The organism is Herbaspirillum sp. C7C2 (genome assembly GCF_022627865.1).
GTDB classification, from domain to species: Bacteria; Pseudomonadota; Gammaproteobacteria; order Burkholderiales; family Burkholderiaceae_D; genus Herbaspirillum; species Herbaspirillum frisingense.
In genome coordinates this window covers 1-23,477 of sequence record NZ_JABXGI010000026.1, presented here as the reverse complement: position 1 = coordinate 23,477, position 23,477 = coordinate 1, and the positions used below count along the sequence as shown (strand labels likewise).

Sequence of the window (23,477 nt, the reverse complement as noted above, 5' to 3'; positions counted from 1 at the left end):
GGGTTCGCATCGCTTTGCCGACCGGCAAGGTGCCCCCCAGGTAAGCGGAACCGGCAGGCCCGGTCCGGTAAGGCAGGAATATGACGACGGGCAGCAGTACCCAAGGAATCCAGATCAGGACCCGCCAGCGCTGGTTGGGAGAGGCGGTCGAACTGATCTCATCGATGCGTTTTGCCATCAGCCTGTTGACGCTGATCGCCATCGCCTCGGTGATCGGTACGGTGATGAAGCAGAACGAGCCGATGCCCAACTACGTCAACCAGTTCGGCCCGTTCTGGTTCGAGATCTTCGCCAAGGTGGGTCTGTACGCGGTCTATTCGGCCTGGTGGTTCCTGCTGATCATGGGTTTCCTGGTGCTGTCGACCTCGCTGTGCATCGCCCGCAACGGTCCCAAGATGCTGCGCGACGCCAAAAGCTGGCGCGACAACGTGCGCGAGCAGTCGCTGCGCAATTTCCATCACAAGCACGAGTGGCAGAGCGGCGAGGCGCCGGCCGAGGCCGCGGCCCGACTGGTGCGGCAGGTGGCGTCCAAGGGCTACAAGACCAAGCTGGCCGACCGGGATGGCGCAATGCTGCTGGCGGCCAAGCAGGGTGCGGCCAACAAGTGGGGCTACATCTTCGCGCACGCGGCCATCGTCATCATCTGCCTGGGTGGCTTGCTCGACTCGGACCTGCCGATCCGCTTCCAGCAGTGGTTCTATGGCAAGCAGGCCTTCGCCGGCAACGGCATCATTTCCGAGATTCCTGAACGCTATCGCCTGGGCCTGAACAACCCGACCTTCCGCGGCAATACGCTGATCCCGGAAGGCTCCAGCAGCAGCACGGCCATCATTCCGCAAAAGGATGGCGTGATGATCCAGGACCTGCCCTTCACCATCTCGCTCAAGCGCTTCATCATCGATTTCTACTCCACCGGCATGCCCAAGCTGTTCGCCAGCGAAGTGGTGGTGCGCGACCATGAAACCGGCCGCGAGACCGCCGCCACCATCAAGGTCAACGAGCCGCTGATCTACAAGGGCGTGGCGATCTACCAGTCCAGCTTCGAGGACGGCGGCAGCAAGCTCAAACTGGTCGGCTATCCGATGCGGGGCGGTGCCAACGGTCGTTTTGAACTGGCCGGCGAGGTCAACGGCACCACTGCGCTGCCCACCGCGCTGGGCGACTACACCATCGAATGGAGCGGCTTCCGTCCCTTCAATGTGGAAAACATGCAGGCCGCGGCCTCGGGCTCCACTGCCGGCTCCACCTCGGGTGATGCACGCGCGGTCAACGTCGGCAAGAACGTCAATCGCGGCTTCATCGAGGGCCTGGACAAGCACCTGGGCTCCAGTGCCAAGAATGCCAACAGCAAGGACTTCAAGAACGTCGGCCCGAGTGTGCAATACAAGTTGCGCGACAAGACCGGCCAGGCCCGCGAGTATTTCAACTACATGCAGTCGCTGCCCATCGACGGCGCCGACGTCTTCCTGGCCGGCATGCGCGAGCAGCCCGACCAGCCTTTCCGCTACCTGCGCATCCCGGCCGACGACAACGACAGCGTGGCCGAGTGGATGCGCCTGCGCGCCGCCCTGGCCAATCCGGCGCTGCGCGAGGAAGCCGCCCGTCGCTATGCCCAGCAGGCCATCAGTGGCGGGCGCGAAGCCTCGCCGGTGCTGCGTGAGCAGCTGCAGCAGTCGGCGCTGCGCGGCCTGTCCATCTTCGCCGGTGATGGCAAGGTGTCCGGCTATATCGCCGTGACCCGCTTCCTGGAGCAGCTGCCGTCGGCCGAACAGGAAAAGGCCGCCGATATCTTCATGAAGATCCTCAACGGCAGCATGTGGGAACTCTGGCAGGCGGCCCGCGCCAAGGATGGCCTGGCGGCGGTGAGCAGCGACGAGAAGCATGGTCGCTTCCTGCAGCTTTCCATCAATGCACTGGCTGATGCCGCCTTCTATCCGGCCCCGGTGTTCCTGCAACTATCGGGCTTCCAGGAGATCAAGGCATCTGTGCTGCAGGTGACGCGTTCGCCGGGCAAGAAGGTGGTCTACCTGGGCTGTCTGTTCCTGGTGCTGGGGGTGTTCGCGATGCTGTACATCCGCGAGCGCCGTCTGTGGATCTGGATCAAGCCGGCCGCCGATGGCCAGGGCAGCCAGGCGCTGATGGCCATGAGCACCCAGCGCCGTACGCTGGACTTCGACAAGGAATTCGAGCAGATGAAGGGCCGCCTCTCGGGGGCGGCATCGCCGGCCGCAAGCGGAACCGGTAAAGATTGAACATGCCGCCGACGTATGGCGGTTATCATCCGGGGCAGATCAGCGCGCCAGCCGCTTTGGCTGGCACCGCCCGGGACAGCAGCAGTGGAGAACACAATGGAACTGACCCAAGCAAACCAGGCCTATTCTGAAGAACAGGGCTTCTTCCGCCGCCTTGGCATCGTGGACTGGCTCTACGCCGCCTTGCTGGTGGCCGGCGCGCTGTACGCCTTCGGGCGCTTCGGCGCCTACATGGATTACTACGAGAAGGCGGTGCTGCTGCTGGCCGCACCCACCTTCGCCTGGCTGGGCTGGCACTGGAAGCCGGTACGCCTGCTGATGGTGGTGATCGCGGTGCTCTCGCTGGGTGCCATCGCCATGTACGGCGGCGCACTGGAGTTGGCCGACAAGAAGTTCTTCCTGAAATACATGCTCTCCAGCCAGTCCGCCATTCTCTGGATGAGCGCGCTGTTCTGCCTGTCCACCCTGTTCTACTGGGGCGGCCTGGCCACCACCGCCGGCACCGGCAACGCCATCGGCTCGCGCCTGTGCTGGGCGGCCGTGGTGCTGGGCTTTACCGGCCTGATGGTGCGCTGGTACGAGTCCTACCTGATCGGGCCGGACGTGGGCCACATCCCCATTTCCAACCTGTATGAAGTCTTCATCCTGTTCTGCCTGATCACGGCGCTGTTCTATCTGTATTACGAAGAGCGCTACGCCACCCGCCAGCTGGGTGCCTTCGTGCTGACCGTCATCACGGCGGCGGTGGGCTTCCTGATGTGGTATACCGTCTCGCGGGATGCGGCCGAGATCCAGCCTTTGGTACCGGCGCTGCAAAGCTGGTGGATGAAGATCCACGTGCCGGCCAATTTCATCGGTTATGGCACCTTCGCCCTGGCCGCCATGGTGGCCGTGGCCTATCTGCTGCGCGAGCGCGGTTACCTGGCCGATCGCCTGCCCCCGCTGGAGGTGCTGGATGATGTGATGTACAAGGCCATTGCCGTCGGTTTCGCCTTCTTCACCATCGCCACCATCCTGGGTGCGCTGTGGGCGGCCGAAGCCTGGGGCGGCTACTGGTCGTGGGACCCGAAGGAAACCTGGGCGCTCATCGTCTGGCTCAACTACGCGGCCTGGTTGCACATGCGCCTCATGAAGGGCCTGCGCGGCCGTGCCGCGGCCTGGTGGGCGCTGGTCGGCCTGCTGGTGACCACCTTCGCTTTCCTGGGAGTCAATATGTTCCTCTCGGGTCTGCATTCCTACGGCGAACTTTGACGGCGTCGGCGGCTCCTTGATCAGGGCGGCCTCGCCCCCCTGAACCATAAGGAGCAAGCATGAACGACAGCACCCTGACGCCGGAACTGGTCATCTTCGATTGCGACGGCACCCTGGTCGACAGTGAAGTGGTGGCGGCGCGGGCCTGGTCCGAGTACGTGGCCAACTATGGCGTGAGCCTGAGCGCGGAAGAAGCGCTGGCGCGCTTTCGCGGCGTCAGCATGAAGTGGTGCATTTCCCACATCGAACAATTGCGGGGCCAGGTGCTGCCCGCCCATTTCGAAGAAGAATTGCGCGCGCTGATGGGCAGCCTGCTGGAGCAGCACCTGCAGCCGATCAGCGGTGCCGTGGAGATGCTGGAAAAGCTGCACCTGCCCTTCGCCCTGGCCTCCAACGCGCCGCATCACAAGATCGAGTTGTGCCTGCGCGTCACCGGCCTGCTGCCGCATTTCGCCGGGCGTATCTTCAGCGCCTACGATGTGCAGCGCTGGAAACCCGATCCCGCGCTCTTCCTGTTTGCCGCCGAACGCCTGGGCGTGCCGCCGCAGCGCTGCGCCGTGGTGGAGGACAGCCTGCCGGGCGTACAGGCGGGTCTGGCGGCCGGCATGAAGGTGATCGCCCTGCAGGAGCATGCGCTGCACCCGGAGCTGCCCGCCGGCGTGGCCGTTATCACCCACCTCGGGCAACTGCATGCGCAGCTTGCCTAAGCGCAGGCTTTCCAAGCCATGGCCGGCTTCGGTAAGATCACTCACACTTTTCACCCTGGGTAACCCTGGCAAGCATGCTCCACCCCATCGACCGCGAACGGCAGATCATCTATTGCGACCGGGCCATCGAAGTACGCCCCCTGGGTTTGCGCGAAGCGCCGGCATTGTTCGACGCCGTGCGCCAATCGATGCAGGCGATCAGTCAGTGGGAGGCCTGGTGCACCCCGGATTACAGCCTGGTCGACGCCAAGCTGTTCCTGCAGCGCGCCATCGAGCAATGGCAGGTCCATGCTGCCTATGACTTCAACATCATCGATCGCACCAATGGCCTGGTGATCGGGTCGGTTGCCGTCAATCAGGTCAGCCAGCTGAACCAGATGGCCAACCTGGGCTATTGGATCCGTGAAGGTTATACCGGCCGCGGCATCGCCGCCGTGGCGGCCCGGGCCGCGGCCGCCTTCGCCTTTGCCAAGACCGGCCTCACCCGCCTGGAGATCGTGGCCCAGGCCGGCAATCTGCGCAGCCAGCGGGTCGCGGAGAAAACCGGGGCGACGCTGGAATGCCTGGCCCGCAATCGCCTGGTCTTTCATGGCGAGCCACGCGATGCCACCGTCTTTTCACTGGTCCCAAGCGACCTGGGACGGCCGGTACCGGTGCATACCTGACCCCTGTCGCATCCCCCGATAAAAATGCCGGCAGGTAATTTTCTGTCGCTTTTTCGTCGTCTGAACTGAAATAAAGATACGTTTCGCAACAAAATTTTTGATCAGTCTTTGGTCAGAAAACCTGCACAATCCGGTCCATTCTGACAGCGCTGTCAGCCTTGATGGCTGCGGGTTTGCGCCGTTTTTGCGGGGCCGCATGAAAAGATTGTCGTGAAGTAATTTCGATTTGGCTGACAAAATACTGACTTTTCACGTATTCCAAATCGCTGCTCGGGCGTTACATAGCTAAAGCGCTGTCAAGAAACGTAGCGCTTTGTGTATCTGGAGCAGTTTCCCGGAATCAGGCAGCAAGCAACATCTTCCGGGGCGCTGCGTGTTCTCCCGAAAAAAACTCAGGACGGGAGAACGTTGAGCGTCAGCGACGTAAGAGGAAATACGATGCAAGCCATACAACGCAACAAGACCACGAACAATAACCACGCCGGCCGCGCCGCCCAACAATACGTCATGGGCGGGGAAGCGCGTACTTCCCGCCTGGCCAAGCGCCTCAAGGGTGCCGAGGCGGTACATCAGGACGATGATTGCAACGCGCGTTACGACAAGATCTCCAAGCAGATGGATGACGCGCTGGAGGGCGGTTCGCCCCAGCGCTTCAAACGTCCCAAGATGGAAAGCGACATCATCGCGCGTTGATGCCTGCACAATGAAAAACAGCCGGAGGCAGGTCTGCTCCGGCTGTCATTTTCTCCAGCATGGGCTGCTGGCGTGAGGTTTTCTGAATTTTCGTCACGCAGCCCCGGGGGCCAAGCCTGGAGGTCCAGGCCTAGAGATTTTCCTCGCGCGGGTCCCGTGCCAGCAGCCGGGCAACCATTTCCTGCACCGACACGCCATCGAACAGGGCCGCCGCCACCGCATCGGTGATCGGCATATCGATGCCTTTTTCGCGTGCCAGTGCGCGCACCGCCTGTGCACAGCGCACGCCTTCGGCAACGTGACCCAGCTCGGTCACGATATCTTCCAGCTTCTTGTTCTGCGCCAGCCCCAGCCCCACGCGACGGTTGCGGGAGAGGTCGCCGGTGCAGGTCAGGATCAGGTCACCCACGCCCGAGAGTCCCATGAAGGTCTCGGGACGCCCGCCTAGCGCCACCCCCAGCCGGGTGATTTCTGCCAGACCGCGGGTGATCAGCGCAGCGCGGGCATTCAATCCCAGTTGCAGGCCATCGGCCACGCCCGTGGCGATGGCCAGGATGTTCTTGACCGCACCACCAATCTCCACCCCCACCAGGTCATCGCTGGAATAGATGCGGATATTGTTGCCATGTACGGCCCTGACCACGCGCTCGCACAGGGCAGCGTCGGCACCGGCGATGGTCAGCGCGCAAGGCAGGCCGCGCGCCACTTCCTGCGCAAAGGACGGCCCCGACAGCACGCCGGCCGGCAGGTCGCTGCCCAAGACCTCCTGCACAACCTGATGCGGCAACAGGCGCGTACCTTCTTCCAGCCCCTTGCACAGCCAGACCAGGTTGGGAATCGCGTGATGGCGCAGATGGCCCGCCAGTTCACGCAGGCCGGAGACCGACGAAGCGGCGATCAGCAGCGACTCGGCCGGGTCGGCGCAGACGTGCTGTACGGCGGTGTCGAAATCGGAACCGACCTGCAGCTCCGGCGGCAGTGCAAATCCGGGCAGGTAGAGGCGGTTTTCGCGCTGCTGGTCGGCTTCCTGCATGGCCTGGGCATTACGGCCCCACAGCACGACCTGATGCTTGCGCGCCAGCGGGATGGCCAGCGCGGTTCCCCATGCGCCGGCGCCCAGAATGGTGATCTTCATGGCAGGTCCGTTCAGTCGCCCCAGACGTCGCCGGCCTTCACGAAGCCGCTCTGGCCATCGCGATGGCGCACCTTGACCCAGCCGTTGTTGGGGCTCTCCAGCATTTCCAGCAGCACCGACTTGTCGGCGCTGAAGACCACCGGGCTGCTTTCATCGGCCGCATTGAAGACGCGGGCGTTGGTCGCCGACACCACCAGCATGCGCTTGGGCGTGAGGGTCTTGGACTGGACCCAGGAAAGGGTTCCGGCGGCATCCCTGACCTTGCTCCATTCGCCATAGGTCAAGACCACTTCCACCGGCATGCCACGCGGCGCAACGTAGACGCGACGACCTTTCTCGGAAGGGGCGTCGTACATGATGGCGGGGGCCGCACCGACCGACTTGAAGTCCAAGGCCAGGGCATCCTTGGCCATGAAGGCGCCGAGCAGGGTGGCGGAAAGAATCAGGGACAGGCGTTTCATTGAGAAAGTCTCCGCGGAAGGGAAAGCGCCGCAGCGTGGGCTGCGGCGGCTTGGTGTCGTGCCGGCAGGCCGCAGGGGATGCGGCCGTCCGGCAGGCGGACAAGTGCTGAAAGCAGGATGGTGAAACCGGATCAGTTGACGGCGGTGGAGCCGTTGTTGACCAGGGTCGCGCCTTGCTGCTCGGCCAGCGCCTGCAGGCGCTGCTGGTAGAACACCTCGAAGTTGATCTCGGCCAGGTGCACCGGCGGGAAACCGGCGCGGGTGATGGCGTCGGCGATGTTGGCGCGCAGGTACGGGTAGATGATGTTGGGGCAGCCGATGCCCAGCAGCGGGTCCAGCTGTTCGGCGGGCACGTTGCGGATCTCGAAGATGCCGGCTTGCTTGCCCTCGACCAGGAAGGCGACCTTGTCCTTGACCTTGGCGGTCACGGTGATGGTCACGGTCGATTCGAAGACGCCTTCAGCCAGCGCCTCGGCACCGACGTCCACCGACACTTCGATCGAGGGGGCTTCCTGTTCGAGGAAGATGGCCGGCGAATTCGGCTGTTCCAGCGACAGATCCTTCAGGTAGACGCGCTGGATCTGGAAAACGGGTTGCTCTTGGGCTTCTTGGTTCTGTTCCGACATGGATCTCTTTCAGGTTCGGTGAATCGATAGGGGAGGTTTGCTGCCCTGGCGTCAGGCTTGCAGCAGCGGGTCCAGCTTGCCGGCGCGGTCCATTGCGTTCAGATCGTCAAATCCGCCGACATGGGTGTCGCCGATATAGATCTGTGGCACGGTGCGGCGGCCGGTCTTTTGCATCATCAGCTCGCGCTGTTGAGGTTCGAGGTCCACGCGGATCTTGTCGATCTGCGTGATCCCCTTGCTGGCGAGCAAGCGCTCGGCCATCATGCAATACGGGCATACGGCGGTGCAGTACATCGTGACCGGGGCGCTCATTTTGCCTCCTTGGTGGTCAGCGGCAGGCCCTGGCCCTGCCAGGCGTCGATGCCGCCATGCAGGCCGTAGACCTCGGTAAAACCGGCTTTCTTGAGCGAACCCTCGGCGCGATTGGCCTGGGTGCCGTTCTTGCAGACCACGATGACCGGACGGCCCTTCATCTTGTCCAGTTCGCCGATGCGCTGCGGCAACTCCTTCAGGGGGATATTGCGGGCTTCGCGCAGGTGGCCGGCGGCGAATTGTTCCGGTTCACGCACGTCCAGCACCAGCACCTTGCCCTGGTTGAGCATCTGCGTGGCCTGCAGCAGGCTGAGCTTGTTGCCGCGCTGTTGCAGGTAGGGAACCAGCAGGGTACCGCCGGAGACCAAGGCCAGGGCGATCAGGAAAATATTGTCGATGATGAATTTCACGGCAGTCCAATGAGTTTACTGAATCCCGGCATTATAAAATAGAAGCATTCGTGGTTTGCATCCGGACCGAACAGTCTAAGGTCTGCACCCGGTCTCGCGTAGTCGACCTTGGGGCAACCGCACCGCTTTCTCCATCATCAAAACTAGTCCCGCTATGTACAAAATCGTATTCATGCGCCACGGCGAATCGACCTGGAACCTGGCCAACCGCTTCACCGGCTGGGTCGATGTCGACCTCACCGAAAAAGGCGTGGCCGAAGCCCGTCAGGCCGGCAAGCTGCTCAAGGAAGCCGGTTTCTCCTTCGACCTGGCCTATACCTCGGTGTTGAAGCGCGCCATCCGCACCCTCTGGACCACGCTGGATGAAATGGACCAGATGTACATCCCCATCAAGAACGACTGGCGCCTGAACGAACGCCACTACGGCGCCCTGCAAGGTCTGAACAAGGCCGAGACCGCCGCCCAGTATGGCGACGAGCAGGTGCTGGTCTGGCGTCGCAGCTACGATACCCCGCCCAACCCGCTGACCCCGGGCGAAGAGCGCGATGCCTTCGGCGACGCCCGCTACGCCGGCCTCTCGCGCGAACAGGTGCCGCTGACCGAATGCCTGAAGGACACCGTGGCCCGCGTGCTGCCGGCCTGGAACGACTCCATCGCCCCGGCCATCCGCGCCGGCAAGCAGATCATCATCTCCGCCCACGGCAACAGCCTGCGCGCCCTGATCAAGTACCTCGACGGCATCAGCGACAACGACATCGTCGGCCTGAACATCCCCAACGGCCAGCCGCTGGTCTATGAGCTGGACGCCGACCTGAAGCCCATCAAGAGCTACTACCTGGGTGACCAGTCCGCCATCGAGGCAGCACTCAAGGCCGTGGCCAATCAAGGGAAGTCGAAATAAAACTGCGTTTCTCCAGCAAGGCGCCGGCCGCACTGGCCGCGCCCGTTCCCGGCAAGTGCACAGCACCGGCGCGCTCCGACCTGTTGGCCGACGCGCTGCGGGGACGTTTGCGCCCGCTGGTCCACGCACTGGCCGGATTGGCGTGCCTGTGGCTGGCACTGTCTGCAGCCCAGGCCCAGCCGATCACCGAACGGACCAGGCAAAAGCAGGCCGCCGAGAAGGAACGGGCCGACCTGCAGCAGCGCCTGACCAGCCTCAAGCGCGACATCGACCAGACCGAAACCGCCAAGGACAACGCCGCCGACGCGCTGGCCGTCTCCGAACAGGCCATCTCCAAGGCCAATCGTTCCCTGCGCGACCTGGCCCAGGAACAGCAGGAAACCGAGTCCCGCCTGGCACAACTGGTCAAGCAGCTCAATGAGCTCACCGCCCTGGTCAACGCCCAGCAGGCCCAGCTTTCCAGGCTGCTGCGCGAGCAGTACGTGGCCGGTAATGAAGATCGCATCAAGTTGCTGCTCTCCGGGGACAACCCCAATCGCATCAACCGTGAATTGCAGTACATGGGCTATGTCTCCCAGGCCCAGGCCAGGTTGATCGAAACCCTGCGCGCCAACCAGCAGGCCATCCGCGCCAACAAGGCCGACACCCAGAACGCCAAGTACGAACTGGAAGAAATCGCCCAGGAAGAACTGGAACAGAAGAAGGTCCTGGAGCGCGAAAAGGGCCGTCGCCAGACCCTGTTGTCGCAACTCTCCACCAAGCTCAATGCCCAGCGCCAGGAGGTCGGTCGCATCGAGCAGGACCAGCAGCGCCTCTCCAGTCTGGTGGACAAGCTGGCGCAGATCATCGAACAGCAGAAAAAGGCCGAAGCCGAAGCCCGCGAAAAGCGGCGCCAGGAACAATTGGCCAAAGCCAGGGCCGAACGCGAGAAGCGGCTGGCTGAACAGCGTGCCCGGGCGGCCGAGCGCGCCGCCGAAGCGGCACGGGCCGCCAGGGAGGGCAAGCCGGTACCGAAGCAGCCCGACCCGGCCGACGCCATCGACGATGACGAACCGCCGCAAAGCACCACCCTGGCGCGCAACGACACCCTGCCCGAGCCGCAGTCGGACAATTTCGGCAAGCCCTTCGCCAGCCTGCGCGGCCAGCTGCACCTGCCGGTCAAGGGTGACCTGACATCGAAATTCGGCAGTCGCCGGGGTGACGGACCGACCAGCCGGGGCCTGTTCATCCGCGCCCACGAAGGCTCGGAAGTGCGCGCCGTGGCGGCCGGCCGGGTGGTCTTCGCGGACTGGTTGCGCGGCTTCGGCAACCTGATCATCGTGGATCACGGCAATCAGTACATGACGATTTATGGCAACAACCAGTCGGTGCTCAAACGTGCCGGCGATGTGGTAAAAGCGGGCGACACTATTGCTACTGCAGGCAACAGCGGCGGTAACGAGCAATCGGGTTTATACTTTGAAATGCGGTATCAAGGCCGCGCATTCGACCCACTGGGGTGGGTAACTACTAGGTGACACATGGGCAGCAAACTCAAGAATATCGGTTTGATCGGGTTGGGCATGGTGGCAGGCGCCACCGCGATGATTCAGTTCGACGCCATCGCGCAGAAGAATGCAACGGCGTCGCTGCCCCTGGAGGAGCTGCGCCAGATGGCCGACGTATTCGGCCTCATCAAGTCGGATTACGTCGAGCAGGTCGACGACAAGAAGCTGCTGACCGAAGCCATTTCCGGCATGGTCGCCTCGCTTGATCCGCACTCCGCCTATCTGGACAAGAAGGCCTACAAGGAACTGCGCGAAGGCACCATGGGCAAGTTCGTCGGCCTGGGTATCGAAGTCGGCATGGAAGACGGCTACGTCAAGGTCATCTCCCCGATCGAGGATTCGCCGGCCTTCCGCGCCGGGATCAAGGCCGGTGACCTGATCACCCGCCTGGACAGCACCCCGGTCAAGGGCCTGACCCTGGACGAAGCCGTCAAGAAGATGCGCGGCGAACCCAACACCAAGATCACCCTGACCATCGCCCGCAAGGAAGAAGACAAGCCCATCATCCTGACCATCACCCGTCAGGAGATCCGCGTGCAGAGCGTCAAGTCCAAGGTCATCGAACCCGGTTACGCCTGGCTGCGCGTGACCCAGTTCCAGGAGCCGACGGTGGACGACATGTCCAAGAAGCTGGCCGCCATCTACGCCCAGGAACCCAACCTGAAGGGCATCGTGCTGGACCTGCGCAACGATCCGGGCGGCGTGCTGCCGGGCGCCATCGGCGTGGCTGCAGCCTTCCTGCCCAAGGATTCGGTGGTGGTGTCCACCAACGGCCAGCTGCCCAGCTCCAAGCAGACGTTCTATGCCAAGCGCGAATACTACGCCGCCAACCCGCTGTCGGACCCGCTGTCGCGCCTGCCGGATGCCATCAAGAAGGTGCCGATGGTGGTCCTGATCAACAGCGGCTCGGCCTCGGCTTCCGAAATCGTGGCCGGCGCCCTGCAGGATTACAAGCGCGCCACCATCATGGGTACCCAGTCCTTCGGCAAGGGTTCGGTGCAGTCGGTGATCGCCCTGCCGCCGGAAAAGAACACCGCCGTCAAGCTGACCACCGCCCGCTACTACACGCCCAAGGGTCGTTCCATCCAGGCCCGTGGCATCGTGCCGGACATCATGGTGGACGAATTCCCCGATGGCGATGGCCTGAACGGCCTGCGTCTGCGTGAAGCCGACCTGTCCAAGCACCTCTCCAACGACACCGACAAGTCGGCCGAAGTGAAGGCGCAAGCCCTGGACGAGCAGTCGGAAGAACGCCTGATCGCCGCCGAGAAGAAGCGCAAGCCGCTGGAATTCGGCAGCAAGGACGACTTCCAGCTGGGACAAGCCCTGAACCACCTCAAGGGCTTGCCGGTGAAGGTCTCCAATGCCAAGCCGGAAGTGCGCAACGAAGAGGGCAAGAACGCCACCCCGGTCAAGGACGAGCGCAAGGACAACAAGGCGCCGGCCGAGAAGATCGACACCACCAAGTAATCCGCCGCCCTCGGGCTGGCACACCGGGCCGCTAGCTAGCGGCCCTTTTTCATTACTGGAACGAGACACGACCTGACCATGGATGACCAACAGCTGCTGCGCTATTCGCGCCACATCCTGCTCGACGAGATCGACATCGAGGGCCAGACCCGGCTGCTGCAGGGGCATGCCCTGATGATCGGCGCCGGCGGGCTGGGCTCGCCGGCGGCCATGTATCTGGCTTCGGCCGGCGTGGGCCATATCACCCTGGTCGACCATGACACGGTGGACCTGACCAACCTGCAGCGACAGATCATGCACACCACCGCGCGCGTCGGCCAGCCCAAGGTGGACTCCGGCCGCGAGGCGCTGCAGCAGATCAACCCCGGTGTGCAGGTCACGGCACTGGCCGAGCGGGTCGAAGGCGAGCGCCTGCAGGCGCTGGTGGTCGATGCCGATGTGGTGCTGGACTGCAGCGACAACTTCGCCACCCGTCACGCCGTCAACCGCGCCTGCGTGGCGGCCGGTGTGCCGCTGGTCTCGGGCGCGGCGATCCGCTTCGACGGCCAGGTCAGCGTCTTCGACAGCCGCCAGGAAAAGGCCCCCTGCTATGCCTGCCTGTTTCCGCCCGAGCGCGAGTTCGAGGAAGTGCAATGTTCCACCATGGGCGTGTTCTCGCCGCTGGTCGGCATCATCGGCACCATGCAGGCGGCCGAGGCCATCAAGCTGCTGGCCGGCATCGGTCGCTCCCTGGCCGGGCGCCTGCTGCTGCTGGACGCCCGCGAGATGGAATGGACCTCGATCACCGTGGGCCGCGACCACCAGTGCCCGGTCTGCGCGCAGCGGCACGACTGAGCGCCGTAGCTTGCTGCCCGGTCTTCTGGTATAAACTCGGTTGGATGTTGCAATGCAATTGCTACGCGGCATCAAGCCAGGCTGATGTTCGGAACGACCATAATTCATAAGCGCGATCAGCCCGCCCCGCCTTGCCCGTCAAAGGGGAGTCATGAACCGCTCCATGAACCACCGCGCCGCCGGCGCGTCGCTGCCCGAGGTCAGGATCCTGTTGTGCCCGAGGCTTGGCATCCGGAATCGTTGGTGTACAATCCTTGACCGCGAAAAAGCGTACGCCATCGGCCTGCAGGCCAGCCCGGAGATCCCGCAACGGCCCCACCGAGCGTCAACGTCAATCGAAGAGGTGCCCACGCGGCTAGGGAAGTGGATTCAAAAGCGACCTGTTCCGGCAGCCAAGTATCAGCCGGGATAATGGATATAGTTGAAAAACCCGTAGTATTGAAAGTAAGCGAAGTGGCAACCAAGACTCCCAAAACTACCCCTGCAGCGCAGTTGCTGACCGAGGAAGAAATCCTCAAGATGGACGAGAAGGACTACATGAACGAAGCGCAGCTTGCTTTCTTCAAGGCCCGTCTCCAGCAGCTGGAAAAGGATCTGCTCAAGAACGCGGATGAAACCACCGAACACCTGCGCGAAACCGTGCTGGTGCCGGATCCGGCCGACCGCGCCACCATCGAGGAAGAACACGCCCTCGAACTGCGTACCCGTGACCGTGAACGCAAGCTGCTCAAGAAGGTGCAGCAGTCCATCGTGTCCATCGACAACGGCGAGTACGGATGGTGCGAAGAGACCGGCGAACCGATCGGCATCCCGCGTCTGCTGGCGCGCCCGACCGCGACCCTGTCGCTGGAAGCGCAGCAACGCCGCGAGTTGAAGCAGAAGCTCTACGGCGACTGATCCCCGCCCCGCAGGATGAAGCCTGTGCCGCGACGCGGCCAGGCATGGCGCCGGCAGCCCGTGTTGCCGGTGCAGGATCATTGACCCCGGTTTTTCGGACTGGCCAGCTATGAGCCACGGGGTAGAATCCTTCATATCCGAATTTAAAGACCACCGGTAGTACTGCATGTTGAGCGGCATTGCAGGGTGTTCGATGTCAGTACCTTCAGTTCATCGTCAGTAGCCCCTGAAAAAGCTGCAAAAGCTGCAAACGCGGTCGAAGCTGTTGCGTCATCCGTATTGCACTGGTCTGCCCGCCTCTGCCCTGTTTTGTGTTGCGTGTGTTTGCAGCCCTGTCGTCCACTTGCCGATCCGTTCCATGAACCGACTGCGTTCCCTGCGTAGCTTCACCGTCATTGCCATGCTGGCGATGTCGTTGCTGTTCGCGCAGATGCTGGGGTTTGTCCACGGCATCGCGCACGCGGGCTGGGCACCGGGCACGGTGCACTCGCTGATCAGCGACGCCCTCTTCGACGAAGCCGAGCCGGCCTCGGTCAGTACCGGTCAGGATGCGCATGTGCACGGTCCCCATGCCCACGACCTGCATCACTCCTGCGTCGCCTACGATGCCGCAGCCCTGTCGGCCGGTGTCCATTTCAGTTTCCCTCCCTTGCCGCTGTTGCCGCCGCTACGCGTGCTGGCCCTGTGGCTGGCGTTCTCCTCGTGGGACGCCCCGCTCAACTGCCATTTCTCCTCCCGCGCCCCGCCGCGCTGAATTCCTTCCCCTCGCAAGACCCATCTGACTGGTTGCCGGTTGTCCCTCGCGCCTCCGTATGCCGCGCGCCCTCGTCCCTGACGAGGCGCCTGCGTACGGGCGCGTGCTGACGGCCGGTGTATCCGCGCCGCCTGTCTCCACCAGAACAGGACAGGCAGCGCCTCGCGCAAAACAAGGAATTCACAATGGCTTTCCAACGCCAACTCATTGCTTCGGCCGTCCTCACCGCCCTGGCTGCCTGGTCCATGTCCGCTACGGCCCAGACCACCTCTGCGACCACCACTGACTCCGCCGCGCTGGCCTCCACCCCGCCGGCTGCGCCCGCACCAGCGCCCCTGCAACCCATCGTCGTCACCGCCACCCCCTTCGCATCACAGGAAGACGTGCAGGTGCTCGCGCCCGCCAAGGTGATCACCGGCGACGAACTGCGCAACAAGCTCGGCAACTCCCTGGGCGACACCCTCTCCGGCGAACTGGGCGTGTCGGCCTCGGCCTTCGGCGCCGGTGCATCGCGTCCCATCATCCGCGGCATGGAAGGCCCGCGCGTGATGATCCTGCAGAACGGCATGGGCGTCTCCGATGTTTCCACCGTCTCCAACGACCACGCCGTCGCCACCGAAGCCGCCACTGCGCGCCAGATCGAAATCCTGCGTGGCCCGGCCGCGCTGCTGTACGGTTCGGGCGCCATCGGCGGCCTGGTCAACGTGGTCAATGACCGCATCCCGACCGAACTGGTGGGCAAGCCCACCGGCACCGTCGAAGCCCGCTACGGCACCGTGGACGGCGAAAAGAACAGCTCCTTCTCGCTGGACACCTCGGCCGGCCAGATCGGCCTGCACCTGGACGGCAACTATCGCGACACCGACAACTACAAGATCCCCGGCAATGCGCGCCAGGGCGATACCGCCAGCGCCTCCGGTCGCCTGCCCAATTCCTTCACCCACGAGACCAGCCTGGGGGCCGGCATTTCCTACGTCGCCAACTGGGGCTATATCGGCCTGTCGGCGGCAACCCTGGATGATCACTACGGCATCCCCACCGATGAAATGTCCTTCATCGACCTGCACCAGAACCGCTACGACCTCGACACCGTCGTCAACAACCCGTTTGCCGGCATCGAGAAATTCCGCTTCCGCATGGGTTATACCGATTACACCCATATCGAAAAGGAGCAGGATGGCACCCCCGCCACGGTGTTTGCCAACCGCGCCCTGCAGACCCGCTGGGAGTTGACCCACGCACCGCTGGCCGGTTGGCACGGTACCTTCGGCATACAGACCGAGCAGAGCAATTACTCGGCCCTGTCGGCCGACACCGGCGCGGCCGAACTGACTCCGCCGACCCGTTCCACCTCGTTTGCCGGCTTCCTGGTCGAAGAACGCCAGTTCGGCCAGGTGCTGGTCAGCGGCGGCCTGCGCGGCGAGAGTGTCAAGCGCAGTCCCGACAGTGGCAGCGGCCTGCCAGGACGGGACTTCAGCCTGCTGTCCTGGTCCACCGGTGCCCTGTGGAGCTTCCAGCCGGGCTATGGCCTGGGCCTGACCTATTCGTTCGCCCAACGCGCACCGACGGTGGAAGAGCTGTACTCCAACGGCCCGCACGAATCGACCGCCACCTTCGACATCGGCGATAACCAGCTGAAGAAGGAAACTTCACACAACATCGAACTGAGCCTGCAGAAGACCGAAGGCCTGGTGCGCTGGAAGGGCAATGTCTTCCGCAACAAGGTCAACAACTACATCTACGGCCGTACCAACGGCCAGGTCGATGACAGCGGTGCTGCAGATCCCACCGGCGAATTCACCCAGCGCTTCTGGTCGCAGGCCGACGCCACCATCCGTGGCGTGGAAGCCGAGGTCAGCTACAACTGGAACGGCGAAGGCCTCTCCAGCCGGGTCTTTGCCGACACCTCGCGTGGCACCCTCGATAGCCTCGGCAACCTGCCCCTGCAGCCGGCCACCCGCTATGGCGTCGAGATGGCCTACAAGACCGGCCCCTGGGCCAGCGGCGTGAAGGTGTTGCGCGCCCAGAAGCAGGATCGCCTGGCCTCCTTCGAAAACTACGAGACCCCGTCCTATACCCAGCTGGACGCCAACCTGTCCTATACCCAGCGCCTCAATGGCGTGAAGCTGACCTGGTTCGCCCTGGCGCGCAATCTCCTGAACCAGGACATCCGCCTGTCCACCTCGGTGCTGCGTGAATCGGTGCCACTGGGTGGCCGCAACTTCATCGTGGGGGTGCGCAGCGCCTTCTGATCGCTGATCCACGACCGACAGGCCAGCGGACCCGGATCCGCTGGCCCCTCCAGTGCGAGCGGGAGACTGCGCCTCCCGCCAGCGCGGCTTGCCCGGCCGTCTCCGCAAGGAGGCGCCGGGCTTTTTTTGCGCCCCGGGTCGGGGCGCGCTGGATCAACTGCATGGCCGCATCACGGTGCCGGCGGGAAGTCCAGAACGGTGTCGTTCACACGGTTGAACAGGTTGGTGAAGGTGATCGCAGTCACGGCCAGCAGGGTATCGACGATCTGCGCATCGCTATAGACAGCACGCACGCGCGCCACCACGTCGGCCTCGACGGTGCCGCTGCTGCCCACCAGCAGGCGGGCGAAATCGGCCAGCACGTCCAGCTTGTCGTCGCCGGAGGCCTGGCCGTGGCGCACGCCCTGGATGGCCTGGGCCGACAGACCGACCTTCTTGCCCATCAGCGAGTGCGCCGCCAGGCAGTAATCGCAACCGGCCTTTTCGCTCACGGCCAGCTTGATGGCTTCGATTTCCTGGGCCGACAGGCTGCTCTTGCGCAGAGCGCCATCCAGATGCAGGGCCGATTCCAGGGCGACTGGGCTGAGCGAGCCGATGCCGGCGTAGGCATTGGGCACCATGCCGACAGCCGACTTGATGGCGGCAAACAGTTGGGCGGCCTGGCCGGTGGCTTCGGTAACGGGGGAAGTGGTAAGACGGGGCATGACAGTTCTCCTGTGAGAGGTTAGCGCCGGCGTTGGCGGGATTGCCGTGAGTGCCGTGTTGCGCATGGATGTACTGTAGGCCTGTAGATTGAAATTATGAATGCTTGAAAATGACTTAAAATTGCTCAAAAAACTCAACCACCCTGAATTCGTTGAAGGAATCCGCCGATGGACGCGCTCAGTCGTCTCCTCTCTCTCCACCCCGTGCGAGCCGGGCTGGATATCCGCTGCCGCTTCGGCCAGCCCTGGGACCTGCCCAATCCGGCCTTGCCCACCGGGGTGGCCCCGTATCACTTCATCCTGGAAGGGCAGGCCCAACTGCAGCTGCCCGATAGCGAAGCCCTGACCCTGCAGGCCGGCGACCTGGTGATCCTCACCCGTGGCGCCGCCCACCATCTCTCCATCGCTCCCGCCACCCCTGCCACCCAGGCCAGTCCTGTGCGCCTGGGCAGCACGGCGGCGCCGGTCACGCTGCATGTCAACGATGACCAGGGCGGAGGCAGCCAGCCTCTCTCCGATTTCCTCTGTGGACAATTTCATTTCGAGGCCCCGCATTCCAACGCTCTGATGCAGGCCCTGCCCGAGCTGCTGCTGGTGCGCAGCGCCGAACTGCCCGAAGGCGATGGCCTGCGCACGCTTGCCACGCTGTTGCGCAACGAATGCGGCGGCGCCGATGGACAGGGCGAACTGCGCTCGGGCGCCCAGGCCGTGGTGGCCGGGCTGGCAGCGGCCCTGTTCGGCCTGGCCCTGCGCGCCTGGCTGGCACGGGGCGGTCCGCAACCGGGTTTGCTGGCGCTGCTGGCGCATCCGGTCTTGCAGAGCGCGATGCAGGCCATGCTGGAATCACCCCAGGAGGACTGGCCGCTGCCGCGCCTGGCCGGCCTGTGCCACATGTCACGTGCCACCTTCGTGCGACGCTTCCAGGAAGTGGGCGGCACCACACCCGGTGAGGTTCTGCTGCAGTTGCGCATGGCGCGCGCCGCCCGCCTCTTGAGCTACAGCAAAATGGGCACGGCACAGATCGGCGAAGCAGTGGGTTATCAGTCGGAAGCGGCCTTCAATCGCGTCTTCAAGAAATACAGCGGACTCGGGCCGGGTGCCTACCGGCGCAGGAGCAGGGCCGCAGAGGCGGCGGGAGAAGAGGGCAGGGGCTAGCGCAGGGGGGAGGAGGAGGGGCGGCGGAGGGGCGGAGGGATTCAGCGGATCGGCAGGCGGATGGTGTTCTTCACCTCTTCCATCACCGCATAGGTATGCGTCTCGCGCACGCCTTTGAGCTGCAGCAGCGACTTGCCCAGGAATTCTCGATAGGCATTCATGTCCTTGACCCGCGACTTGACCAGATAGTCGAAGCCGCCCGCCACCATGTGGCATTCCATGATCTCGGGAATGCTCTGCACGCTCTTCTTGAACTCGGCGAAGACATCCGGCGTGGTGCGGTCCAGCACCACCTCGATGAACACCAGCAGCGACACATCGAGCAATTCCGGATTCAACTGCGCCGCAAAACCCAGGATATAGCCTGCCTCCTGCAGCTTGCGCACCCGTTCCAGGCAGGCTGCCGGCGACAGGTTCACACGGGCGGCGAGATCGACGTTGCTGATGCGACCGTCGTTTTGCAGCTCCGCCAGAATTTTCTTGCTGATCTTGTCGAGTCCGGCCATGGTTTCTGAACTTTATTCAGTTAAAAAAATTTAGAGTGAATTTTATTCTGATTATAAAGGGAATAAACGCGCCTAATATCAAGGAAGAGTCAATAGAATCCTCCCTCATAAAAAACACAACGTAATGCGGGCATGAAGCGCCGGAAACGGCCTTCTGCGCGGATGACAGCAGTATCTCGGCCAGAGTGTTGACGAGTTTTGTTTTGCCAGGGCTTGCCTGCGCTTACCCCTGTATTCGCAGAAAGTACAGCATCAACGGAATTGCATCGCCCGCGCCCACAAGGCGCGGGGTGGCGCAAATCCTGCTTTTCCAGCGTTTTCAATGCAATCACCAACCGCAGTCTGACTTTCTAGAAGAGAGGAAACACCCCATGTTCAAGCGCGTCTCCGGACTCAACATCATCGCAGCCTCGCTGGCGCTGATCCCCGCCTTCGCCATGGCGCAAGAAGCGCAGGTCGTGAAGATCGGTTTCTCCAGCCCCCTGACCGGTCCCCAGGCATCAGCCGGCAAGGACAACCAGGGCGGTCTGATGATGGCAGTCGAGCGTCTGAATGCGCAACCCATCACCGTGGGCGGCAAGAAGATCAAGTTCGAAGTCATCGCCGAAGACGACCAGGCCGATCCCAAGCAGGGCGTGGCCGTGGCACAGAAGCTGGCTGACCAGGGTGTCAAGGCCATCGTCGGTCCCTACAACTCGGGCGTGACCATCCCCGCCTCGCGCGTCTACAACGATGCCGGCATCGTGGTGGCCACCGTCGCCTCCAACCCCAAGATCACCCAGCAAGGTTTCGCCACCCTGTTCCGCGTGGCCGCCAGCGACAGCCAACTGGGCGGCAAGATGGCCCTGTACGCAGCCAAGGAGCTCAAGCTCAAGCGCGTGGCCGTGATCGATGACCGCACCGCCTACGGCCAGGGCCTGGCCGAGGAATTCGCCAAGGTCGCCAAGGCCAACGGCATCGAAGTGGTCAGCAAGGACTTCACCAACGACAAGGCCACCGACTTCACCGCCATCCTGACCTCGATCAAGGGCAAGAAGCCCGACGCCGTGTTCCTCGGTGGTTATGCTCCGCAAGGCGGCCCGATCAAGCGCCAGATGAAGCAACTGGGCATCGACGTCCCCCTGATGGGCGGCGACGGCATCTGCTCGCCGGAAATGGGTCGTCTGGGTGGCGACGCCATTGGCGAGACCGTCTACTGTACCCAAGGCGGCACCATGCTGGACAAGGCCAAGGACGGCAAGATCTTCGCCGACGACTACCAGAAGAAGTACAGCCGTCCTGCCGAAACCTATGCGGTCTCGTTCTATGACGGCATGATGCTGATCGCCCAGGCCATGAAGCAGGCCAACTCCATCGAGCCCAAGGCCTTCGGCCCGGCCCTGGCCAAGATCAGCTACAAGGGCGTGGCCGGTCAGTACGACTTCGACGCCAACCACGACCTGAAGCAATCGCCCGTGACCGTCTATCGCTTCAAGGACGGCCTGCCGGTCCCCCTGACCAGCTACTGATCGGTCCGCCAGACGGCCTGATCCAGCCGCCCGCTTTTGCGGGCGGCGCGCCAGGCGTCCCCTACCCCGCTCCAGAGTTGTACATCCCCGCTTCCCGCCGGCCCAGGCCGGCTCGGGAGCGGTTTGTCGTACCCGCTTGCGCCTGCACGGCAGCCTGTTCCGCCGACCGGCGCGGCACAGTGTTAGGCTGTGCCTTTGGCGGCGCGCAGCATACCCGGAAGGAAGTCACATGCTCAGCTACACCCGTACCGTCCAGACCATCGATGCCCACACCGGCGGCGAACCGCTGCGCATCGTCGTCTCCGGCCTGCCCAAGATCCCCGCCGGCACCATCCTGCAGCAGCGCGCCTGGCTGCGCGAACACCGCGACGACCTGCGCTGTTTCCTCATGAACGAGCCGCGCGGCCACGCCGACATGTATGGCGCCTACCTGCTGCCGCCGGTCACCGCCGGTGCCGACTTCGGCGTCATCTTCATCCACAACGAAGGCTATAGCGACATGTGCGGCCACGGCATCATCGCCCTGGGCAAGGTGCTGGTAGAAATGGGTTACGTCGAGCGCACGCAGCCGCAGACCCGCATCTGCTTCGATGCCCCGGCCGGCTTCATCGAAGCCTTCGTCGAGTGGGACGGTGTGCGTGCCGGCAAGGTCAGCTTCAACAACGTGCCGGCCTTCCTCTATCGTCGCGATGTCGAGGTGCAGACCCCCAGCTTTGGCAAGGTCACCGGTGACATCGTCTTCGGCGGCGCCTTCTACTACTACATCAACGCCGCCCAGGCCGGCCTGACCGTCAAGCCCGAACTGGTGCGCCAGCTGATCCAGCTGGGCGCCGAGACCAAGGCCGCCGTCATCGCCAAGGTCGCCATCCAGCATCCGCTGGAGCCCGGCCTGAATACACTGTATGGCACCATCATCGACAGCGAACCCAATTTCCCCGGTGCCGATCAATCCAATGTCTGCATCTTCGCCGACCGCGAGGTGGACCGCTCGCCCACCGGCACCGGTACCTCCGGCCGCGCCGCCCAACTGTTCCTGCGCGGACAGCTGGCGCTGAACCAGGGCTACGTCAACGGCAGCATCGTCGGCAGCAATTTCGGCGTGCGCGTGACTGCCGCCACCAAGGTCGGCGACTTCGATGGCGCACTCACCGAAGTCAGCGGCCACGCCCACATCATGAGCACCAACCAATGGGTGCTGGAAGAGTCCGATCCCTTCCCGACCGGCTTCTTCCTGCGCTGAGCGCCCCCTTCGAGACAGGACTTCCATGCACATCCTCGATCCCCACCAGAGCGCCCAGGCGCTGCCCTATGCGGCCCTGGTCGATGCCCTGGCACGCGCCGCGCAGGAACTGGCCAGCGGCGCCATCCGCGCGCCCGAACGCCAGGTCGTTCCCATCGATGCCGCCAGCGTCCTGCTGGGCATGCCGGCCATTGCCGAGGACCTCTCGGTGACCAAGCTGATCACCGTCCACGCCGACAATGCGCGCCATCACCTGCCCGCGATCCAGGGCGAGGTCATCGCCTTCGACACCCATACCGGCCGCCGCCTGGCGCTCATGGATGGTCCCACCGTCACGGGCCGTCGCACCGCCGCCATGAGCATGCTGGGCATACGCACCCTGTTGCCGCGCAAGCCGCAATCGGCACTGCTGATCGGCACCGGTGCCCAGGCCGCCGCCCACGCCGATGCCCTGGTCGAGTATTTCGGCGTATCGCAATTCTGGGTCGCCGCACGCGACCTCGAACGCACCCAGGCTTTTTGCCGCGCTATCAGCGAACGTCATCCGCAGGCCGTGGCCAGTCCGCTCCCGGCACGGATGTTGCAAGAGGAATTACCGCGCACCGACGTGGTGATCGCCATGACCACCTCGCGTGTGGCGGTGATCCCCGAAGGGATCGCAGCGGATACCCTGGCCATTGGCGTGGGGGCCTTCAAGCCTGACATGGTGGAGTTCCCGGCCACGCTGTTGCATGCCCGTCGCATCGTCGTCGATGACCTGCCCGGATCGCACCACGAGGCGGGTGATCTGATCCAGGCCAAGGTCGATTGGGCGCAGGTGGTGGGTATCGCCGACGTGCTGGCCGACAAGGCGCCGGTCGCCACGCTGCACAAGGACGGGGCACTGCCGGTGTTCAAGACCGTGGGCCAGGCGTCCTGGGACCTGGCTGCCGCGCGCGTGATGCGTCAAACCTTGGGGCTCTGAAACTGAACGTGCAATCGCAGGAAATTTGATAAATAATTTACGGTTTTATGCGATTGCGGTTTTCCTTGCGGCTGTTGTTCCTCTTTTTTTCGTCTTTTTTTCGCATTCCCCTTTTGCAGTTTTTCATATAAATCATCCTCCACAAGGAGACACCGTTTCATGGACATTTTCATCCAGCAGATCATCAACGGATTGGTGCTAGGCAGCATGTACGCACTGATCGCCCTGGGCTA

Annotated in this window: 23 protein-coding genes; 16 read left to right on the top strand and 7 right to left on the bottom strand. The window is 63.6% G+C overall.

The features are described 5' to 3' along the window. Window positions 1-80 precede the first annotated feature (80 nt). From HWE04_RS21855 to HWE04_RS21835, 5 genes are all read left to right on the top strand, one after another. On the top strand, window positions 81-2,252 hold the full coding sequence (locus tag HWE04_RS21855; protein WP_241813699.1) for a cytochrome c biogenesis protein ResB: 2,172 nt from the start codon (window positions 81-83) through the stop codon (window positions 2,250-2,252). 96 nt (window positions 2,253-2,348) lie between these two features. Next, window positions 2,349-3,503, top strand: coding sequence for a c-type cytochrome biogenesis protein CcsB (gene ccsB, locus HWE04_RS21850; protein ID WP_077234951.1), 1,155 nt, complete (start codon window positions 2,349-2,351; stop codon window positions 3,501-3,503). Window positions 3,504-3,562: 59 nt separating this feature from the next. Continuing rightward, a complete protein-coding gene (locus HWE04_RS21845; protein ID WP_241813698.1) occupies window positions 3,563-4,210 on the top strand; it encodes an HAD family hydrolase in 648 nt (215 codons plus the stop codon). A gap of 74 nt (window positions 4,211-4,284) precedes the next feature. Next, window positions 4,285-4,875 (top strand): GNAT family N-acetyltransferase, encoded by a 591-nt coding sequence (locus HWE04_RS21840; RefSeq protein ID WP_241813697.1) that lies wholly within the window; start codon window positions 4,285-4,287, stop codon window positions 4,873-4,875. Between the two features lie 438 nt (window positions 4,876-5,313). Beyond that, window positions 5,314-5,568, top strand: a complete 255-nt coding sequence (locus HWE04_RS21835) for a hypothetical protein (RefSeq protein WP_006464891.1) — start codon at window positions 5,314-5,316, stop codon at window positions 5,566-5,568. A gap of 130 nt (window positions 5,569-5,698) precedes the next feature. Here the strand turns inward: HWE04_RS21835 and HWE04_RS21830 are convergent, their stop codons facing one another. The 5 genes from HWE04_RS21830 to HWE04_RS21810 form a co-directional block, all read right to left on the bottom strand. Further along, window positions 5,699-6,703, bottom strand: coding sequence for an NAD(P)H-dependent glycerol-3-phosphate dehydrogenase (locus HWE04_RS21830; protein WP_241813696.1), 1,005 nt, complete (start codon window positions 6,701-6,703; stop codon window positions 5,699-5,701). Window positions 6,704-6,714: 11 nt separating this feature from the next. After that, window positions 6,715-7,164, bottom strand: a complete 450-nt coding sequence (locus tag HWE04_RS21825; protein ID WP_006464889.1) for an SH3 domain-containing protein — start codon at window positions 7,162-7,164, stop codon at window positions 6,715-6,717. A gap of 131 nt (window positions 7,165-7,295) precedes the next feature. After that, the gene (gene secB, locus HWE04_RS21820) at window positions 7,296-7,790 is read right to left on the bottom strand and encodes a protein-export chaperone SecB (RefSeq protein ID WP_006464888.1); all 495 of its coding nucleotides are present in this window, start codon (window positions 7,788-7,790) and stop codon (window positions 7,296-7,298) included. 51 nt (window positions 7,791-7,841) lie between these two features. Further along, the gene (grxC, locus tag HWE04_RS21815) at window positions 7,842-8,102 is read right to left on the bottom strand and encodes a glutaredoxin 3 (protein ID WP_006464887.1); all 261 of its coding nucleotides are present in this window, start codon (window positions 8,100-8,102) and stop codon (window positions 7,842-7,844) included. Next, a complete protein-coding gene (locus HWE04_RS21810; RefSeq protein WP_006464886.1) occupies window positions 8,099-8,512 on the bottom strand; it encodes a rhodanese-like domain-containing protein in 414 nt (137 codons plus the stop codon). Before HWE04_RS21810 ends, grxC begins: the two co-directional genes overlap by 4 nt. 154 nt (window positions 8,513-8,666) lie before the next feature. Here HWE04_RS21810 and gpmA point away from each other — a divergent pair, with 154 nt between their 5' ends. The 7 genes from gpmA to HWE04_RS21775 all read left to right on the top strand — a co-directional run bounded on the left by gpmA (window position 8,667) and on the right by HWE04_RS21775 (window position 17,167). Next, window positions 8,667-9,413, top strand: coding sequence for a 2,3-diphosphoglycerate-dependent phosphoglycerate mutase (gene gpmA, locus HWE04_RS21805; RefSeq protein ID WP_006464885.1), 747 nt, complete (start codon window positions 8,667-8,669; stop codon window positions 9,411-9,413). A gap of 116 nt (window positions 9,414-9,529) precedes the next feature. After that, window positions 9,530-10,930 carry a murein hydrolase activator EnvC family protein gene (locus tag HWE04_RS21800; protein WP_241813703.1) on the top strand — a complete coding sequence of 467 codons (1,401 nt, stop codon included), beginning with the start codon at window positions 9,530-9,532 and terminating at the stop codon, window positions 10,928-10,930. Between the two features lie 3 nt (window positions 10,931-10,933). Further along, window positions 10,934-12,430, top strand: a complete 1,497-nt coding sequence (locus tag HWE04_RS21795; RefSeq protein WP_006464883.1) for a S41 family peptidase — start codon at window positions 10,934-10,936, stop codon at window positions 12,428-12,430. Window positions 12,431-12,508: 78 nt separating this feature from the next. Then, window positions 12,509-13,264, top strand: coding sequence for a HesA/MoeB/ThiF family protein (locus HWE04_RS21790; protein ID WP_241813695.1), 756 nt, complete (start codon window positions 12,509-12,511; stop codon window positions 13,262-13,264). Window positions 13,265-13,675: 411 nt separating this feature from the next. Continuing rightward, complete coding sequence (gene dksA / locus HWE04_RS21785; protein WP_174616797.1) at window positions 13,676-14,161, top strand: RNA polymerase-binding protein DksA; 486 nt, start codon at window positions 13,676-13,678, stop codon at window positions 14,159-14,161. A gap of 358 nt (window positions 14,162-14,519) precedes the next feature. Beyond that, window positions 14,520-14,915: a hypothetical protein gene (locus HWE04_RS21780; protein ID WP_006464879.1), complete on the top strand. Its 396-nt coding sequence runs from the start codon at window positions 14,520-14,522 to the stop codon at window positions 14,913-14,915. 185 nt (window positions 14,916-15,100) lie between these two features. Further along, on the top strand, window positions 15,101-17,167 hold the full coding sequence (locus tag HWE04_RS21775) for a TonB-dependent receptor (RefSeq protein ID WP_241813694.1): 2,067 nt from the start codon (window positions 15,101-15,103) through the stop codon (window positions 17,165-17,167). A gap of 170 nt (window positions 17,168-17,337) precedes the next feature. Here HWE04_RS21775 and HWE04_RS21770 read toward each other — a convergent pair whose 3' ends face one another. Further along, window positions 17,338-17,871 carry a carboxymuconolactone decarboxylase family protein gene (locus HWE04_RS21770; RefSeq protein WP_182993487.1) on the bottom strand — a complete coding sequence of 178 codons (534 nt, stop codon included), beginning with the start codon at window positions 17,869-17,871 and terminating at the stop codon, window positions 17,338-17,340. A 168-nt stretch (window positions 17,872-18,039) separates the two neighbouring features. Here HWE04_RS21770 and HWE04_RS21765 point away from each other — a divergent pair, with 168 nt between their 5' ends. Continuing rightward, a complete protein-coding gene (locus HWE04_RS21765) occupies window positions 18,040-19,026 on the top strand; it encodes an AraC family transcriptional regulator (RefSeq protein ID WP_241813693.1) in 987 nt (328 codons plus the stop codon). 41 nt (window positions 19,027-19,067) lie between these two features. Here the strand turns inward: HWE04_RS21765 and HWE04_RS21760 are convergent, their stop codons facing one another. Then, window positions 19,068-19,532 (bottom strand): Lrp/AsnC ligand binding domain-containing protein, encoded by a 465-nt coding sequence (locus HWE04_RS21760; RefSeq protein WP_006464875.1) that lies wholly within the window; start codon window positions 19,530-19,532, stop codon window positions 19,068-19,070. Window positions 19,533-19,903: 371 nt separating this feature from the next. Between HWE04_RS21760 and HWE04_RS21755 the strand changes: the two genes are divergently transcribed. From HWE04_RS21755 to HWE04_RS21745, 3 genes are all read left to right on the top strand, one after another. Then, window positions 19,904-21,040 (top strand): branched-chain amino acid ABC transporter substrate-binding protein, encoded by a 1,137-nt coding sequence (locus HWE04_RS21755; RefSeq protein WP_077234943.1) that lies wholly within the window; start codon window positions 19,904-19,906, stop codon window positions 21,038-21,040. A gap of 229 nt (window positions 21,041-21,269) precedes the next feature. Then, window positions 21,270-22,280, top strand: coding sequence for a trans-3-hydroxy-L-proline dehydratase (lhpH, locus tag HWE04_RS21750; RefSeq protein ID WP_241813692.1), 1,011 nt, complete (start codon window positions 21,270-21,272; stop codon window positions 22,278-22,280). A 25-nt stretch (window positions 22,281-22,305) separates the two neighbouring features. Further along, a complete protein-coding gene (locus tag HWE04_RS21745) occupies window positions 22,306-23,244 on the top strand; it encodes a delta(1)-pyrroline-2-carboxylate reductase family protein (RefSeq protein WP_241813691.1) in 939 nt (312 codons plus the stop codon). Window positions 23,245-23,477: the final 233 nt, after the last annotated feature.

Coding starts and splice junctions, on each gene's coding strand:
- HWE04_RS21825 (WP_006464889.1), bottom strand. CDS start 7,164: ATGAAACGCCTGTCCCTGATTCTTTCCGCCACCCTGCTCGGCGCCTTC.
- HWE04_RS21845 (WP_241813698.1), top strand. CDS start 3,563: ATGAACGACAGCACCCTGACGCCGGAACTGGTCATCTTCGATTGCGAC.
- lhpH (WP_241813692.1), top strand. CDS start 21,270: ATGCTCAGCTACACCCGTACCGTCCAGACCATCGATGCCCACACCGGC.
- gpmA (WP_006464885.1), top strand. CDS start 8,667: ATGTACAAAATCGTATTCATGCGCCACGGCGAATCGACCTGGAACCTG.
- dksA (WP_174616797.1), top strand. CDS start 13,676: ATGGATATAGTTGAAAAACCCGTAGTATTGAAAGTAAGCGAAGTGGCA.
- HWE04_RS21755 (WP_077234943.1), top strand. CDS start 19,904: ATGTTCAAGCGCGTCTCCGGACTCAACATCATCGCAGCCTCGCTGGCG.
- HWE04_RS21855 (WP_241813699.1), top strand. CDS start 81: ATGACGACGGGCAGCAGTACCCAAGGAATCCAGATCAGGACCCGCCAG.
- HWE04_RS21775 (WP_241813694.1), top strand. CDS start 15,101: ATGGCTTTCCAACGCCAACTCATTGCTTCGGCCGTCCTCACCGCCCTG.
- ccsB (WP_077234951.1), top strand. CDS start 2,349: ATGGAACTGACCCAAGCAAACCAGGCCTATTCTGAAGAACAGGGCTTC.
- HWE04_RS21760 (WP_006464875.1), bottom strand. CDS start 19,532: ATGGCCGGACTCGACAAGATCAGCAAGAAAATTCTGGCGGAGCTGCAA.
- HWE04_RS21765 (WP_241813693.1), top strand. CDS start 18,040: ATGGACGCGCTCAGTCGTCTCCTCTCTCTCCACCCCGTGCGAGCCGGG.
- grxC (WP_006464887.1), bottom strand. CDS start 8,102: ATGAGCGCCCCGGTCACGATGTACTGCACCGCCGTATGCCCGTATTGC.
- HWE04_RS21745 (WP_241813691.1), top strand. CDS start 22,306: ATGCACATCCTCGATCCCCACCAGAGCGCCCAGGCGCTGCCCTATGCG.
- HWE04_RS21795 (WP_006464883.1), top strand. CDS start 10,934: ATGGGCAGCAAACTCAAGAATATCGGTTTGATCGGGTTGGGCATGGTG.
- HWE04_RS21830 (WP_241813696.1), bottom strand. CDS start 6,703: ATGAAGATCACCATTCTGGGCGCCGGCGCATGGGGAACCGCGCTGGCC.
- HWE04_RS21840 (WP_241813697.1), top strand. CDS start 4,285: ATGCTCCACCCCATCGACCGCGAACGGCAGATCATCTATTGCGACCGG.
- secB (WP_006464888.1), bottom strand. CDS start 7,790: ATGTCGGAACAGAACCAAGAAGCCCAAGAGCAACCCGTTTTCCAGATC.
- HWE04_RS21780 (WP_006464879.1), top strand. CDS start 14,520: ATGAACCGACTGCGTTCCCTGCGTAGCTTCACCGTCATTGCCATGCTG.
- HWE04_RS21770 (WP_182993487.1), bottom strand. CDS start 17,871: ATGCCCCGTCTTACCACTTCCCCCGTTACCGAAGCCACCGGCCAGGCC.
- HWE04_RS21790 (WP_241813695.1), top strand. CDS start 12,509: ATGGATGACCAACAGCTGCTGCGCTATTCGCGCCACATCCTGCTCGAC.
- HWE04_RS21835 (WP_006464891.1), top strand. CDS start 5,314: ATGCAAGCCATACAACGCAACAAGACCACGAACAATAACCACGCCGGC.